The 15,509-nt window shown below is 62.0% G+C and carries 13 protein-coding genes; 6 read left to right on the forward strand and 7 right to left on the reverse strand.

Annotation, left to right across the window (positions count from 1 at the left end; translation table 11 throughout):
• Window positions 1-25: 25 nt before the first annotated feature.
• On the reverse strand, window positions 26-865 hold the full coding sequence (locus FAZ98_RS17660) for a DMT family transporter (RefSeq protein ID WP_158952593.1): 840 nt from the start codon (window positions 863-865) through the stop codon (window positions 26-28).
• 115 nt (window positions 866-980) lie between these two features.
• Here FAZ98_RS17660 and gcvA point away from each other — a divergent pair, with 115 nt between their 5' ends.
• Window positions 981-1,898 (forward strand): transcriptional regulator GcvA, encoded by a 918-nt coding sequence (gcvA, locus tag FAZ98_RS17665; protein WP_158952594.1) that lies wholly within the window; start codon window positions 981-983, stop codon window positions 1,896-1,898.
• Window positions 1,899-2,003: 105 nt separating this feature from the next.
• The gene (locus FAZ98_RS17670) at window positions 2,004-3,791 is read left to right on the forward strand and encodes a sensor histidine kinase (protein WP_199272387.1); all 1,788 of its coding nucleotides are present in this window, start codon (window positions 2,004-2,006) and stop codon (window positions 3,789-3,791) included.
• A gap of 34 nt (window positions 3,792-3,825) precedes the next feature.
• On the opposite strand, the gene FAZ98_RS17675 is transcribed toward FAZ98_RS17670, so the two are convergent.
• The gene (locus FAZ98_RS17675; protein ID WP_158954010.1) at window positions 3,826-4,722 is read right to left on the reverse strand and encodes a LysR family transcriptional regulator; all 897 of its coding nucleotides are present in this window, start codon (window positions 4,720-4,722) and stop codon (window positions 3,826-3,828) included.
• A gap of 257 nt (window positions 4,723-4,979) precedes the next feature.
• Between FAZ98_RS17675 and FAZ98_RS17680 the strand changes: the two genes are divergently transcribed.
• The 4 genes from FAZ98_RS17680 to benD are packed head-to-tail and all read left to right on the forward strand — an operon-like array spanning window position 4,980 to window position 8,667.
• A complete protein-coding gene (locus FAZ98_RS17680; RefSeq protein ID WP_158952595.1) occupies window positions 4,980-6,338 on the forward strand; it encodes a Rieske 2Fe-2S domain-containing protein in 1,359 nt (452 codons plus the stop codon).
• Window positions 6,335-6,835 (forward strand): benzoate 1,2-dioxygenase small subunit, encoded by a 501-nt coding sequence (benB, locus tag FAZ98_RS17685; RefSeq protein WP_158952596.1) that lies wholly within the window; start codon window positions 6,335-6,337, stop codon window positions 6,833-6,835. Before FAZ98_RS17680 ends, benB begins: the two co-directional genes overlap by 4 nt.
• A gap of 36 nt (window positions 6,836-6,871) precedes the next feature.
• The gene (gene benC, locus FAZ98_RS17690; RefSeq protein WP_158952597.1) at window positions 6,872-7,894 is read left to right on the forward strand and encodes a benzoate 1,2-dioxygenase electron transfer component BenC; all 1,023 of its coding nucleotides are present in this window, start codon (window positions 6,872-6,874) and stop codon (window positions 7,892-7,894) included.
• Window positions 7,891-8,667 carry a benzoate diol dehydrogenase BenD gene (gene benD / locus FAZ98_RS17695; protein ID WP_158952598.1) on the forward strand — a complete coding sequence of 259 codons (777 nt, stop codon included), beginning with the start codon at window positions 7,891-7,893 and terminating at the stop codon, window positions 8,665-8,667. The genes benC and benD overlap by 4 nt, the downstream gene beginning before the upstream one ends.
• Before the next feature lie 40 nt (window positions 8,668-8,707).
• Here the strand turns inward: benD and FAZ98_RS17700 are convergent, their stop codons facing one another.
• The 5 genes from FAZ98_RS17700 to FAZ98_RS17720 form a co-directional block, all read right to left on the reverse strand.
• Window positions 8,708-9,865 carry a branched-chain amino acid ABC transporter substrate-binding protein gene (locus tag FAZ98_RS17700; RefSeq protein WP_158952599.1) on the reverse strand — a complete coding sequence of 386 codons (1,158 nt, stop codon included), beginning with the start codon at window positions 9,863-9,865 and terminating at the stop codon, window positions 8,708-8,710.
• 388 nt (window positions 9,866-10,253) lie between these two features.
• Window positions 10,254-11,717 carry a benzaldehyde dehydrogenase gene (locus tag FAZ98_RS17705; protein ID WP_158952600.1) on the reverse strand — a complete coding sequence of 488 codons (1,464 nt, stop codon included), beginning with the start codon at window positions 11,715-11,717 and terminating at the stop codon, window positions 10,254-10,256.
• Window positions 11,718-11,759: 42 nt separating this feature from the next.
• The gene (locus FAZ98_RS17710; protein WP_158952601.1) at window positions 11,760-13,112 is read right to left on the reverse strand and encodes an MFS transporter; all 1,353 of its coding nucleotides are present in this window, start codon (window positions 13,110-13,112) and stop codon (window positions 11,760-11,762) included.
• Between the two features lie 115 nt (window positions 13,113-13,227).
• Window positions 13,228-14,307, reverse strand: coding sequence for an enolase C-terminal domain-like protein (locus FAZ98_RS17715; protein WP_158952602.1), 1,080 nt, complete (start codon window positions 14,305-14,307; stop codon window positions 13,228-13,230).
• 13 nt (window positions 14,308-14,320) lie between these two features.
• Complete coding sequence (locus FAZ98_RS17720; RefSeq protein ID WP_158952603.1) at window positions 14,321-15,493, reverse strand: alpha-hydroxy-acid oxidizing protein; 1,173 nt, start codon at window positions 15,491-15,493, stop codon at window positions 14,321-14,323.
• Window positions 15,494-15,509 lie beyond the last annotated feature (16 nt).

Genomic DNA, 15,509 nt, shown 5'->3' on the forward strand with positions numbered 1-15,509 from the left:
GCGCCCGCGAATCGACACGCAGGCGTCACACGCCCAGACACACTGCGCCCGCCGCCACGACGATGCAGGCGATCCAGCGCTTCGTATCGACGGCTTCGCGCAGCATCACGCGCCCGATCAGAACGGCGAACACCACACTCGTCTCGCGCAATGCCGAGACCGAACCCATGGCGCCCGACTGCAATGCCCAGATGACAATTCCGTAAGCGAAGATCGACACGATGCCGCCCGCGAGCGACGAAGCGACCGAAGCCGGCATGCTGCGTAGCGGCGCGAACAACGCGGGCACGCCTTGCCTGGCCACGAACAGGAGCGGCATCAGCCAGTAGAACAGGAACATCCACGCGGTATAGGACAGCGCGCGACCGCCGGAGGCCCGCACACCGATGCCGTCGATAACGGTGTACAGCGCGATCGTCGCGCCGGTGGCGAGCGCCGCCCGCACCGCCGCGCGCGAGACGCCGCGCACCGGCGTGGCGAGCGCGAGGATGCCGCCCGAGACCAGCACGATGCCGAGCCCATGCAGCACGCCGAGCGCTTCGTGGGCGAACAGCGCCGCGCCGAGCGTGACGAGCAACGGCGAGGAACCGCGCGCGATGGGGTAGGCCTGCGCGAAGTCGCCGCGCCGGTACGAGCGCACGAGCGAGACGTTGTAGACGATATGCACGAGACCCGATGCCACGATGCTCGGCCACGCGCCGCGCGCGGGCAGGGGCGCGATAACGACGACGACGCTCGACACCAGCGCGATGGCGAGGCTCATCCACGTCATGGAGAGAAAGCGGTCGCGATTGCCGTGCAGCATCGCGTTCCACGTGGCGTGCAATAACGCCGCGAATAAAACCAGCACGCCCCAATGAATCATCGAAAGGGAAAGATCAGATTGAAACGAACAGAATAACTATCTTGCCTGTCCCTAACAAACCAGATAAATTGCCCCGTCGAGAGAGTTTCCCTAACTCATCAATAGAACGAATGCCATGAAACGGGTCATGCCGCCGCTCAATGCGTTGCGCGCTTTCGAGGCCGCCGGGAGACTCGGCAGTTTCAAAGAGGCCGCCGCCGAATTGCATGTCACGCATGGCGCCGTGAGCCAGCAAATTCGGGCACTGGAAGAATGGCTCGGCGCGGCGCTGTTCGAGCGGCATAACCGCCGCGTGGTGCTCACCGCCGCGGCGAGCGTCTATCTCGCGCAAATCACGCCGCTATTCGAATCGCTCGCGCAAGCCACCGGCCATTACGGCATTCCCGCACCCATTTCGCACTCGCTGTCATTGAATGCGCCATCGACATTCGCATTGCGCTGGCTCGTACCGAAACTCGCGAGTTTTCGCAAAGCGCATCCCGATATCGCGCTAAAGATCGACACGTCGAATGAGCCGCTCGAAAGCCTGAAAGACGCCTATGACATCGTGATTCGCGGTGGCCCCGACACCTTTTACGGTTATTCGATGCGGCCTTTTCTGCACGAAGAACGCCTGCCCGTCTGCAGTCCGGCACTGCTGCAACGCATCGAGCTTCACGAGCCCGCGGATTTACGTCGACATACGCTGTTGCATACGTCCAGCTTGCCGCGTTTATGGCCGGACTGGCTTGCGCAAGCGCGAATGGGCGAATTGCAGCCGGCCGCCACGGTCACGCTCGACCATTTTTATTTGACGCTGCAAGCTGCCGTGGATGGCATGGGCGTCGCCATGGGTCCGACCGCATTGATCGCCGACGATCTCGCGGCAGGCCGGCTCGTGGCACCGTTCGAAGGACCGCGCCTGCCCTCGCGCAGCTATTGCACCTATGTGCGCGACGAAGGCGCGGAGCAACCACGGATTGCGCTATTTCTCGAATGGATCGAGCACGAGGGCGCCCATGCCACGAGATCGACGCGCAAAGATTTTCCTTGAACGTTTTGCGAATTTACGGCCTAAAACAAGGTAATGGCGATGTCGAAATGCACGCCTTTTTTATTTGCGGGCAACAGGACCCGGCGACTCTGCTAACTTCTCACCATGCATGAACTTTTTGCGCAAGATCACGCGCCCTCGGGTATCGCGGCGCTGCCGTCCCTAGCCTGGGGAAGTCACCTTGGCCAGCTCTACAGTTCGGCCGAGGACCTGCGCGACCTGCTCGTTCCCTACTTCAAGGCCGGGCTCGAGAACCACGAGCGCTGCCTGTGGGTGACGGGCGAACCATTCAGTGCGCATGAAGCGCGCGCCGCGCTACGCGCCGTGGTTCCCGATCTCGACACGCGCGAACAGGAAGGTCAGATCGAAATCCAGGACCTGCTCGCGTTCTACGATCCGAACGAACCACTGCAAACCGAGGCGATCGTCGCGGGCTTGTTGCAGCGCGAAAGCGACGCGCTCGAAGCCGGTTATCGCGGCCTGCGCACCAACGGCAATTGCGCGTGGGTGGACAAGGCGCGCTGGAACGGCTTTCTCGACTACGAAGCGGGCGTGCAGGATGCCATGCGCGGCCGGCGCATGATCTGCATGTGCAGCTACCGCCACGACACGATCGATTCGGGCGAAGTGCGCGACGTACTCGATCACCATCATTTCGTGCTGCGCAGCCGGAGCGCATCCGGCACGCCGCACGGTACGCCACGCGCATCGGCACTCGCCACGCCGCCGGCATTCGAGGCCGATATCGCCGCGCTCCAGGCCATCGACGCCGTTCCCACGCTGCTCGAAGTGATCTGCCAGATCACGGGCATGGGATTCGCCGCCGTTGCGCGCGTGACGTCCGAACGCTGGGTCTGTCTCGCGGTACGCGACGAAATCGGTTTTGGCCTGCAGGCGGGCGGCGAACTCGACGTGGCCACCACGCTATGCCGCGAAGTGCGCGAAACGCGCAGCGCCGTCGCAATCGATCATGTCGCGCAGAGCGGCGCTTACCATGATCACCGCGCGCCTGCGCGCTACGGCTTCCAGAGCTATATGTCGATGCCGATCTTCCTGCGCGACGGCAGTTTCTTCGGCACCTTGTGCGCGCTCGACCCGCACCCCGCGAAGCTCGACAACGCCACCGTGCGCGGCCTGTTCCGCCTGTTCGCCGATCTGATCGCGTTTCATCTCGAAGCCGGGATGCGGCTCGCCGAAACCGAACTCGTTCTCTCGGAGGCACTGGCCGCGAACCGGCTTCAGGATCAGTCGATGGCGGTGCTCGGCCACGATCTGCGCAATCCCATCGCCGCGATCAGCGCGGGCGCCACGCTGCTGCGCCGGAGCGCGCTCAACGACCGCGAGCGCGCGATCTCCGAAGTGATCGGCCGCAGTGCGGAGCACATGGCCACGCTCATCGACGTACTCTCCGACGTCGCTCGCATGCGGCTCGGCAACGGCATCACGCTGCGGCGCACACGCGAGGGCATCGAGCCGGCCTTACGGCAGGCGGTGGACGAATTGCGGCTCGCGCATCCCGGTCGGCGGATCGACGCGAACTTCGCGCTCGCGCATAGTGTGGAAGCCGACCCGGTGTATCTCGCACGGCTGCTCACGAATCTCGTGAAGAACGCACTGAGCTACGGCTCGCAAACCGAACCCGTCGCTATCGACATCGCCTCGACCGAAACGCGCTTCACGCTCGCGGTCGCGAACCAGGGCACCCCTATTCCGCACGACGACATCCAGCGCCTGTTCGAGCCGTTCACACGCGGCCGCGCCTCCACCGACCAGCGCGGCCTGGGACTCGGCCTGTATATCGTGGCCGAAATCGCGCGTGCGCATGGCGGCACGATCGACGTGACATCGACGCAAAAGGAAACGTGTTTCCGCTTCAGCATGCCGGTGGTCTGAGCGGGCGGCGGCATGGCGACGGATGCGGGCAACGCTAGGGAATATTCAGTTCCTCGTACAGCCGGTAGATGAGCGCGAGAATCTCCTGTAGATCCCGCGATTCGTCGAGCGCGCGCGTGCTCATGATGATGGGCGACACGAGTGTCGGGTCGTCGAGTTCCATGTAGCTGACGTCGTCGCGCTTCAGCCCGTACACGCTGCCCGGCACCACCGAGACACCTTCGCCCGCGGCCACGAGGCCCAGCGCGATCTGCAACTCGCGAACTTCATAAATCCGCCGAGGCTTGAGCGCACGCTCCTCGAAAGCGGCCAACACCTGGTCCGCGTAGCTCGGCCGAGGCGACTTCGGGAAAATGATCAACGTCTCGTTCAGCAGGTCGCGCAGCGAGAGTATCGGCTTCGCGAGCGACAGCGGATGTCCCTGGGGAAGCGCGGCAATCAACTTCTCTTCACGCAAGACCACACGGCGTATGTTCACGTCCTCGGTGCGGATCCGGCCGAAGCCGACGTCGATGCGCCCTTCCTTCAGCGCCCGCAGCTGGTCCATCGTCGACATCTCGTGAAGGCTCAGCTCGACGGTCGGATTCTCATCGCGAAAGCGCCGGATGATCTTGGGAAGCAGACCATACAAGGTCGACCCGACAAAACCCACGGACAGGCTGCGTTCGATGTTCCCCACTCGGCGCGTCATCGACTCGAGCTCGGCAGTCTGAGCCAGCAGTTGCGAGGCATGGCTGTAAAAGAACTTGCCGGTCTCGGTCAGCTTGAGCGGACGCGAACCCCGTTCGAGCAGTTGCACGCCTAGCGTCTCTTCGAGCTGCTGTATCTGCCGGCTCAAAGGCGGCTGCGCGATGTTCAGTCGTTCAGCTGCACGCGTGAAATTCTTCTCCTCCGCCACCGCCACGAAGTAGCGAAGATGCCGCAGTTCCATGTTCATACCTCGGAGGTATAGAGCAATACTAAATGGGTGTTGGACTGCCGGCCTTCACCTCCACTATTCTGCGAAAACCCTGCAGTTTCGTCGTCAGATTATACCTTCAAGACATACAACGACGGCATGAAAAACAAGGGTAAACCCCAGCGGGGTAGCGCGAATTTTCAGCTCGTCTTCGGGCCGCGACTTCTCCTCACGAATTTTTTGAACCGATGCGCAGGGCTGCTCCACGAAGCCCGCCCAGGAGACAACGTATGTCTGCAATCATCGATAAAACCCAGCAACTCGACGATCTGCTGAGTCACGCCGTTCAGGACGATAAGGAGAACGGTGTATTCCGTTGCCGCCGCGACATCTTCACCAACGCCGACCTCTACGAACTCGAGATGAAGCACATCTTCGAGAGCAACTGGGTCTACCTGGCGCACGAAAGCCAGGTGCCCAACAACAACGACTACTACACCACGTGGATGGGTCGCCAGCCCATTGTCATCACGCGCGACAAGACCGGCGAACTTCATGCGGTCATCAACGCCTGCGCGCACAAAGGCGCGATGCTCTGCCGCCGCAAACACGGCAATAAAGGCAGCTTCACGTGCCCGTTTCACGGCTGGACCTTCTCCAATGCCGGCAAGCTGCTGAAAGTCAAAGACGAGAAAACGACCGAGTACCCGGTGCAGTTCAACCAGGCAGGCTCGCATGACCTGAAGAAGATTGCGCGCTTCCAGAACTACCGCGGCTTCCTGTTCGGCAGCCTGAGCGAAGACGTGATGCCGCTCGAAGACTATCTCGGCGAGGCCCGGGTCATCATCGACCAGATCGTCTCGCAGGCGCCCGGCGGACTCGAAGTGTTGCGCGGCAACTCCTCGTACATCTACGACGGCAACTGGAAGATGCAGATGGAGAACGGCTGCGACGGGTACCACGTCAGCACCGTGCACTGGAACTACTCGGCCACCATGGGCCGGCGCAAGGTGGAAGGAACGAAGGCGGTCGATGCGAACGGCTGGAGCAAATCGGTGGCGGGTGTGTATGGCTTCGAGCACGGCCACATCCTGCTATGGACCAACACGATGAATCCCGAAGTGCGCCCCGTCTACGAACACCGCGAGGAGATCGCGGCTCGCGTGGGCGAGGACAAGGCGAAGTACATCGTCAATCAGACACGCAACCTGTGTCTGTATCCCAACGTGTTCCTGATGGACCAGTTCAGCACGCAGATTCGGGTGGTCCGTCCCATTGGCGTCGACAAAACCGAAGTCAGCATCTTCTGCTTCGCGCCGAAAGGCGAGAGCCCGGAGAGTCGCGCCACGCGCATCCGCCAGTACGAAGACTTTTTCAACGTCTCGGGCATGGGCACGAGCGACGACCTCGAAGAGTTCCGTGCTTGCCAGGCCGGTTATGCCAGCACGACCTCGATGTGGAACGACATGTCGCGCGGCGCGCCGCTGTGGATTCACGGGCCGGACGAGAACGCCAGGGGAATGGGTTTGAATCCGCTCATCTCGGGCGAGCGCAGCGAAGACGAAGGTCTCTTCGTGGTTCAGCACGAATACTGGATGCAGGTGATGCGTGAAGCCCTGCGTAAAGAACAGGCCGAGGCAAGCGTATGAGCATCGACTATCCGGCACTGTGTCGCGCGCTCTACCAAGAGGCGCGCTTTCTCGACGACCGCCAGTGGGACGAGTGGCTGGCGTGCTACACGGAAGATGTGACTTACTGGATGCCCGCCTGGGACGACGACGACACCCTCACCGACGACCCGCAAAGCCAGATCTCGCTGATGTATTACGCCGACCGCGGCGGCCTCGAAGATCGCGTGTTCCGCATCAAGACCGAGCGCAGCGGCGCGTCGATGCCGGAGCCGCGCACGAGTCACAACGTCACCAATGTGGAAGTGCTGGCCGAGCGTCAGGGCGAGCACGGTATCGAGATCGACGTCCGCTACAACTTCAACACGCTGAGCCACCGTTACAAGACAACGGACCAGTTCTTCGGCACGATCCACGTCACCTTCCGCAAGGTCGATGACCGCCTGCTGATCGCGAAGAAGAAGATTGCGTTGAAGAACGACTATATCCGCCAGGTGCTCGACGTCTACCACGTCTGATTGCCGGTTGGAACGAGACAGGAAGCAGGAGGCAAGATGTCCAGCTACAACATCGCACTGAATTTTGAAGACGGCGTGACCCGCTTCGTCGAATGCAAAGCCGGCGAGAAGGTTCTCGATGCCGCGTTTCGCGCCCGCATCAACCTGCCGATGGACTGCTCCGACGGCGTGTGCGGCACCTGCAAATGCCGCGCCGAAAGCGGCCGTTACGACCTCGGCGACGACTATATCGAAGACGCACTGAGCGAGGACGAGCAAGCGAGCGGTCTCGTTCTCACCTGCCAGATGGTGCCGCAGAGCGATTGCGTGATCGCGGTGCCCGCGTCGTCGACGGCATGCAAAACCGAACAGAGCCAGTTCGCCGCAACGGTCACGAAAGTCGAGCAGCACAACGACGCCGCCGTGGTCCTCGAACTGGACGTGAGCGGTGTTGCGCCCGTGTTCCTGGCTGGCCAGTACGTCAATATCGACGTTCCCGGCAGCGGCCAGCACCGCTCTTATTCGTTCTCGTCGGCTCCCGGCGCGTCGAACATTCGCTTTCTGATCAAGAAGATTCCCGGTGGCGTGATGAGCACGTGGCTCGAATCGGCTCAACCCGGTCACGAGGTGGCGCTCACGGGCCCGCTCGGCAGCTTCTATCTTCGTGCCGTCGAGCGCCCGCTGCTGTTCCTCGCGGGCGGCACCGGGCTCGCGCCATTTCTGTCGATGCTGGAAGTGCTCGTGCAGACGAACTCGCAACAGCGCGCGCATCTGATCTACGGCGTCACGCGCGACCTCGACCTCGTACAAGTGGAAGCGATCGAAGCCTACGTGGCGAAGCTGCCGCACTTCTCGTTCACTACGGTCGTGGCGGAAGAGGCGTCGAGCCATCCGCGCAAGGGCTGGGTCACGCAGCATATGCCGGCCGAGTGCCTGAACGACGGCGACGTGGACGTCTACCTGTGCGGTCCGCCGCCGATGGTGGACGCCGTGCGCCAGTATTTCGACGACAACGGCGTGAAGCCCCACAGCTTCCACTATGAGAAGTTCACGCCCAACGCGAGCGCGGTGAAGGCATGAGCGCGCGACGATTCGAAGGCAAGGTGATGGTCGTGACCGGCGCGGCACAAGGCATCGGTCGCGGAGTCGCGCTACGCGCGGCGGCCGAAGGCGCGCGCGTGCTGTTCGTCGACCGCGCCGCCTTTGTCGCGGAAGTGGCGGCCGAGGCCACAGGCGCGGACACCGCGGGATTCGTCGCGGACCTCGAAACCTACGAAGGCGCGGCGTCCGCCATGGCCTTCGCCGTTGAGAGGTTTGGCCGGATCGACATTCTCGTCAACGGTGTTGGCGGCGCCATCCGCATGCGCCCTTACGCCGAGTTCGAGCCGGCGCAGATCGACGCGGAAATCCGGCGCTCGCTCATGCCGACCTTGTATGCCTGCCATGCTGTCCTTCCGCCCATGCTCGCGCAAGGCGGGGGAACCATCGTCAACGTCTCGTCGAATGCGACTCGCGGCATTCGTCGCGTGCCGTATTCGGCGGCCAAGGGCGGCGTCAACGCGATGACGCAGTCGCTCGCCATGGAGTACGGCGAGCACAACATCCGGGTGGTGGCCGCCGCGCCCGGCGGAACCGCAGCGCCGCCGCGCCGCGTGCCGCGCAATGCCGCGGGAGACAACGCGCAGGAGAAGCAGTGGATGGAGGAAGCCGTGAAGCAGGTGACCGAATCGACCTGGTTCAAACGCTACGGGACGCTCGATGAACAGATCGCCCCTATCCTCTTCCTCGCTTCCGACGAGGCAGGCTATATCACCGGCGCCGTGCTGCCCGTAGCGGGCGGCGACAACGGCTGATGCGCTCGATGCGCGAGCCGATAACGGCTCGCGCTTCCCATCACATCTTTCCGACGACACCGAGAGACGTGATCTTCTGCGACTTCACCTGGTAGACCGAGACCGCGGCGTACTTTTGGTCGCCTTTGCTATCGAATGCGATTCTGCCGGTCACGCCCGTGTAGTCGACGGCATGCAGTGCGTCGATGAGTTTCTTCGGGTCGAGCGAGCCCGCTTTCTGGACTGCCTCGCCCACCACCATCACCGCATCGTAGGTGTACGGCCCGAAGTATTGCGGCGGTTGATTGAATCGCGTCTGGTACTTCTGAACGAACTCCTTCGCGCCGGGAAGCTGGTCGAGCGGCGCACCGGTTTGGGTGCAATACTCGCCTTCCGCAGCCGGCCCCGCCACTCGCACCCAGTTCTCAGTGCAGATGCCGTCCCCACCCACGAAGCGTACGCGCGTCATGCCGAGCGTCTTCATCTGCTTCACGAAGGGCGACGCGATCGCGTCGGTGCTGGCCAGCACGATGGCATCCGGCTCGCTCGATTTCAACGTGGTGAGAATGGCCCGGAAGTCCACCGCCTTGTCGCTCGTGAACTCACGCGTCACGGTTATGCCCGACTCGTTCGCATCTTTCGCGACCTGGTCCCCGAGGCCTTGTCCGTACGCCGTTCGGTCGTCGACCAGACCAATCCGCTTCGCCTTTAACTGGCCGCTCAGGAATTGGACCATCCCGCGCGCCTGGGCGTTGTCGTCGGCGACGACGCGGAAGGTGTTTTTCAGATTCTGTGCGGTGAGCGTCGGATTCGACGCGCCGCTCGAGATGAACGGAATGCCGGCCTGGCTGTAGATGCGCGAGGCGGGAATGGCCACGCCCGAATTGATGTGTCCGACCACCGCGATCACATGGTCATCCACAAGCCGTTGCGCGACGATCGTGCCCACGCGCGGGTCCGCGCCATCGTCTGCCGAAACGAGTTCGAATCGAACGGTCCGGCCGTCTACCGTAATGTGCTTCGCGTTGAGCGCGTCGATTGCCAGCACGCCACTGTTCTGCACGTCTTTACCGAGGCTCGCGAGCTGGCCCGTGGTGGGCCCGGCGACGGCAATTTTGGCGACCAGGTCATCGGCAAAGGTCGGCGCTGACAACACGGCCAGCAGCGCCGCGACACAGGTCGTGGCGAGCGTTGTTTCGAACGGGTTTCGGTGCGACATGCTGTTTCTCCAGGGAAATTCCGGCAATCTCAATGAGTCGATGCGCGCCAACTATTAGGCATCCTGAGCGATTCAACTGAAGATGCTTCCTGAGTTCGTCTTGCGGTCCGCATCCTTACGTGAAACCCATCATATCCGAGTCAAAATAAATTTCTCGTATATGAGAAAAATACTTTCTTCTTGCGACTCCCGGGAATGGCTCGGCTCGAACGGAGTCCAGTGTGCAACGCACGAAGTCCCTGTCATCAAACGATGTCACAACGCGCTACGAGTTATCATATACGAGAAAAAATAGGTTCTCGTATACGACAAAACCCGTGGCCCATCGATCCCGATACGCGCGCCCAGACGAGCGCGCGCTCGAAGACTTTCCGGGCTACACCACGCGTTAGAACGGATACTGGATCGGCTTGTCCATCAGGCTGACCCATTGCGTTTGCGTGAACTCGTGCACGTTGGCCGGTCCGCCGAAGCGACCGCCGTTGCCCGATGCCCCCATACCGCCGAACGGCACGTGAAACTCGTTGTTCACCGTCTGGTCGTTGACGTGCACCATGCCGACCCGCACGCGCGACGACATGGCGAGCCCGCGCGACATCGATTGCGTATGGATGGCGGCAGCCAGACCGTACTCGGACGAATTGACCAGATCGATGGCTTCTTCGTCGGTGTCGAACACCGTGATGGGCGCAATAGGTCCGAAGATTTCCTGCTCGTACGCCGGCATCCCCGGTTTGACGCCCGCGAGGACGGTAGGCTCGTAGAAGAGCCCGACGTGCTTGCCACCCGCCAACACCGTCGCGCCTTCGCTCACGCTCTGCTGCACGATGTTGTCGATGCGGTCCAACTGCTTCTGGTTGATGAGCGGTCCGAGATGCACGGGGTCTTTGGCGGGGTTCCCTACCGCGAGGTTGCGGGCACGCTCGGCGAGACGCTGCGCATACTGTTGGGCGATAGAACGATGCACGAGATGGCGGCCCGTCTGCATGCAGATTTGACCCTGGTGCAGGAACGAGCCCCATGCGCCGTTCGACGTTGCGGCTTCGATGTCCGCGTCTTCGAGCACCACGATGGCGTTGTTGCCGCCAAGTTCCAACGCGACCTTCTTGAGCATGCGTCCGCAGATTTCGCCAATGGCTCGACCCACGGCCGTCGAGCCCGTGAACGAAATCATGCCCACCTTCGGATGACGCACGAGCGCGTCGCCGGCGGCCGGGCCGCCCGGGATCACATGAAGAACGCCCGCGGGCAGTCCCGCGTCTTCGAACACCTTGGCGAGCAGGAGGCCGCCAGCCACGCCGCTCTGCGTATCGGGCTTCAGGACGACGGCGTTGCCGAGCGCAAGCGCGGGCGCCACCGACCTCATGCCGAGGAGAATCGGAAAATTCCAGGGGGCGATCACGCCCACCACGCCAATGGGCACCTGCCGGCAGATGTTGATGCGACCCGGCATGGCCGACGGGTACAGCGCACCGTCTGGCTGCATGGGAATCGCGGCGGCCATCTGCAATTGCTCGAAGGTGGCGTGCAGTTCCCACTCGGCCTTGGGGCGCGTCGAGCCACACTCGCGGACATTCCATTCGTTGATCTCGGGCGCGCGCTCCTTCAAGAGCCGCGCCGCCTCGCGCAGAATGGCCGCGCGCTGGTCGAACGGCGTCGCGGCCCACGCGGCCTGGGCCTTCGTGGCGGAGACGACCGCGTTGTCGATGTCCTCGGGGGAACCTGTGCCGATCACGCCGATGCGTTCCCCAGTGGCCGGCTCGATGACGTCATGAGTGCCACCCTTCGCGGCCTTCCAGCCTTCGGAAAAAATCCGCCCGTTCCAGACTTGCGACTCACCGATATTGCTCATGTTCATTTCTCCGTGATTCATATTGACGCTATGGCTGGAAACTTACTCAGCGCGAGGGGCGAGTGCAGGCACCGCGCGCTCGGCGCGTTCGCGAGGCGTTGAAATCAGCAGCACCGCGATAGCGGCGATCACACCCGGAACGGCGAAGACCAGAAAACTGACGTTGGCTGAAAGGTTTTGACTCAGTAAATAGCCGCCCAGTGCCGGCCCCGCCATGGCGCCAAAACGCCCCGCGGCGGCGGCCCAGCCCACACCCGTCGTGCGAATTTCCGCCTTGTAAATCTGCGCGGCAAACGAGTAGCAGATTGACAGCGTGCCGGTCGTGGTCGCGCCTGCGGCCGTCAGAAGGACATTCAGTACGAGCGGAGACTGTCGGTAGCCCAACAATGCGATTGAAGCCGCCCCAACCAGGAAGAAGAGCATCAACGTCAGCTTGCCGCCACACCGGTCTGCCAGCCATCCGCTAAAGAGACCGCCTAAAACGCCGCCCACATTCAGCGTAAGCAGGAAGGTAAGGCTCGAACCCATGGAGTATCCGTTTGCCGCCATCAACTTGGGCAACCACGTATTCAACCCATACAACATCAGCATGCACATGCCAAATGCAGTCCAGAGGAGCAAAGTCCCAGTGAGTTGATTACGAGAAAAAAGCTGCATCGCACTAAAACGGCCGCCGCTACCATCTGACGATTCACTCGATACGACCAGCGACGACGCCTTTCCCATGAAGTCGGGCGCGTATTTTTTCAGTAACGCGTCCGCTTCCGGATAGCGCTTCTGTGCGACCAAAAAACTGATGGATTCCGGGAGCCAGCGAAAGAACGCAGGAAAGCAAATCAAAGGAATGCCCGCGATAAAGAAACTGGCGCGCCAGCCAAATTCTGGTGTGAGCGCTTTACCCGCGAATGCCGCGATAACGCCACCGACCGAGAAGAACCCCAGCATGCCGGTGACCATCAGGTTGCGGCGGTTACGCGGCGCCATCTCGTTCATCAACGCAACAATATTCGGAATCAAACCGCCGAGACCAAAACCCGTGAAAAAGCGGCACAGGGTGAATTCCGTCGTGTTGGTCGATACTCCGTTCACGAGCGCGGCGAGACCAAACGTTACGAGGCAAACAAGAATCAGACGGCGACGACCAAAGCGATCTGCCGAGGTGCCCAGAACCAGCGCGCCGATCATCATCCCAAACAACGCACTGCTGCCGATAAAGCCCGCAGTGACGGGCGATAGCTTCCACTCTTGCATCAGATGAGGAAGGATCGAGCCATAGATGACTAAGTCGTATCCGTCAAACAGCATCAGCATTGAGCACCAGAACATCACCATGAGGTGTCGGGGGCTCAAGACGGTGTGGTAGAGCGCATCGCCAGCGCTGGCATCAGGGTTCATTGTCGTCTCCAGATTAGATATTGAGCGAGCTCTTGAAGGCTCGTATCAGGTACAACGAATCGGCTTCTTATCTGCTTCTTTTCTGGCCTCCTCGGTGACGAAAGCCAGCGTGACTTCACACGAGGAATTGACTCACGGCTTCCTCGTTCCAGCGAATGCCGGCACCGGGTTCATCACCGAAGTGGGCGTTGCCGTCCCGGAATCGGAGCAGCGGCTCGAGCACCGGGCCCGCCATATCCATTTTTTCGAGGAAATGAGCGGTCGGGCTAACGGCGAGAACGTGTGCGCTGAATTCCTGAAAGATGTGGCTGGACAACGGCAAGCCGTGCTGCTCGGCAATCGCACTCGCCTTCAGCCACCCGCTAACGCCACCGATTTTCATGAGATCGGGCATGGCGAAGTCGCAGGCTTTGGCATCGACGGCCTTTTGCATCTCGTCGGGACCGAACCAGTTTTCACCCATTTGAATTGGCGTGGTCAGCGCTTCGCGAATGGACGCGTGACCGGCGTAATCCTGCTGCAGTGTGGGCTCCTCGATCCATGCAATGCCCTCGGCCGCCAGCGCGCGGCCGCGACGCTTCGCCTCCGGCACCGACAACGCCTGGTTGTAATCGACCATCAAATCCGCGGCATTGCCAGTCACGGCCTTGATCGCCCGGACCACCTTCAGGTCGTCGTCGAGCGTGGCATAGCCAATCTTGGTCTTTATCGCCCTGAAACCGGACTCGACGGCGTCACGCGCGCGCTTCGTCCCGAGCGCCACATCGTCCATGCTGTGACTATCGTAAGCAGGGAGCGGCCTCGCCTTTCCGCCGAGCAGTTCGACCAGCGGCACACGGTGCGCCTTGGCCTTGGCATCCCACGCCGCCATGTCGATCCCCGCCGTGGCAATGCGCACGATTCCAGTGTGGCCAATCAGGCGGAAACGGCCGTTGAACGCGCGGTCAAGGTCATGCGGGGAAAGCGGCATGCCCTGCACCAACGCGCCGAGTTCCTCGACCATCTGCAAGGTCGGCTTCAGTGCCAGCGGCGTGTAGGTGAACACATACGCGTGCCCGGTGACATTCGCGTTCGTGAGCAGGTCGATCAATACCAATGGCGATGTCGCCACGGTGCCGACAGCGGTCTTCACCGGATACTGCAAGGGCACATTGACCGCTCGTGCGCGCAGACCGGTGATTCGAATCTCTTCCATGGCGAGAACCTCGTTATGCGGGCACGAAACGGGCAGCGTTCACCTCGCCGACCTTGCCATCGCCTCCGCGCCACAAGAAGTCGGCGTTGAGCTGGCTGGCCGACGGGCAGCCTAGCTGAGCGAGCGTCGTGTCGATTTCGCCCTTGAGAATCGAGAGCACCGCTTCCACACCCGCCTGGCCGCCCGAGGCCAAACCGTAGAGCGTTGCTCTGCCGAGCAGCACGGCGCTCGCGCCCAACGCGACGGCTTTCACGACATCCGAGCCGCGTCGGATCCCGCTGTCCACGAACACGGGAGCGGAGAGGCTTTTCGCGGTCTCCTGCAGCACTTCGACGGGTGCAATGGCGCTATCCAGTTGGCGCCCGCCGTGGTTCGACAGAATCACGCCGTCCGCCCCAAGCTCGATACAGCGGCGTGCGTCGTCAACCCGGCTGATGCCCTTGATCAGCAGTGTGTGCGGCCACGAATCACGCAGCCACTGCAAGTCTTCCCACGCGAAACTGGCGTCCATCTGGCGGCTCATGAGAGCCGCCTGCAACTCCGTGTCCTGCACGTCCAGGCTCGCGAAGTTGGCCAGTTGCGGCATACCATTTTTAAGCAGGTCGAGCGACCAGCGCGGATGCAACACGCCATCGAGAATGGTCGAAGGCGAATACGTCATGGGCATGCCGAAGCCATTTCTGATGTCGCGCTCGCGCTTGCCGTTCACGCCAACGTCGGTCGTGAGGATCAGCGTGGTATAGCCGGCGCTCAATGCGCGCTTGACCAGCCGTTCGGCCAGCTTGCGATGCACCACATACAGCTGAAACCAGATCTCGCCGCTGGCGGCCTTCGCCACGTCTTCGATCGAACTCGTCGACGCCGTGGACAGCGCGAACGGAATGCCGAAGTTGCCAGCGGCGCGCACGAGCGCGAGGTCGCCGTGCGGCCAGAAGATGCCGTTCAACCCCGTCGGCGCAATGACGAGCGGAGCGCTCGCCGGCTTACCGAAGAGATTCACCTGTGTGCTACGCGCGCTGAAATCCACCAGACGGCGCGGCTGAAACTTGATGGCCCTGTACGCATCCTGGTTGTGACGCAGACCGATTTCGTCTTCCGCTCCGCCTTCGAGATAGTCGAACACCATCCTCGGGAGACGCGCTTTGGCGCTGGCGCGAAAGTCGGCGACATTGACGAGCTTTTTCATAGGTCGATACCTCGAC

The organism is Paraburkholderia acidisoli, from assembly GCF_009789675.1.
Classification (GTDB): Bacteria; Pseudomonadota; Gammaproteobacteria; order Burkholderiales; family Burkholderiaceae; genus Paraburkholderia; species Paraburkholderia acidisoli.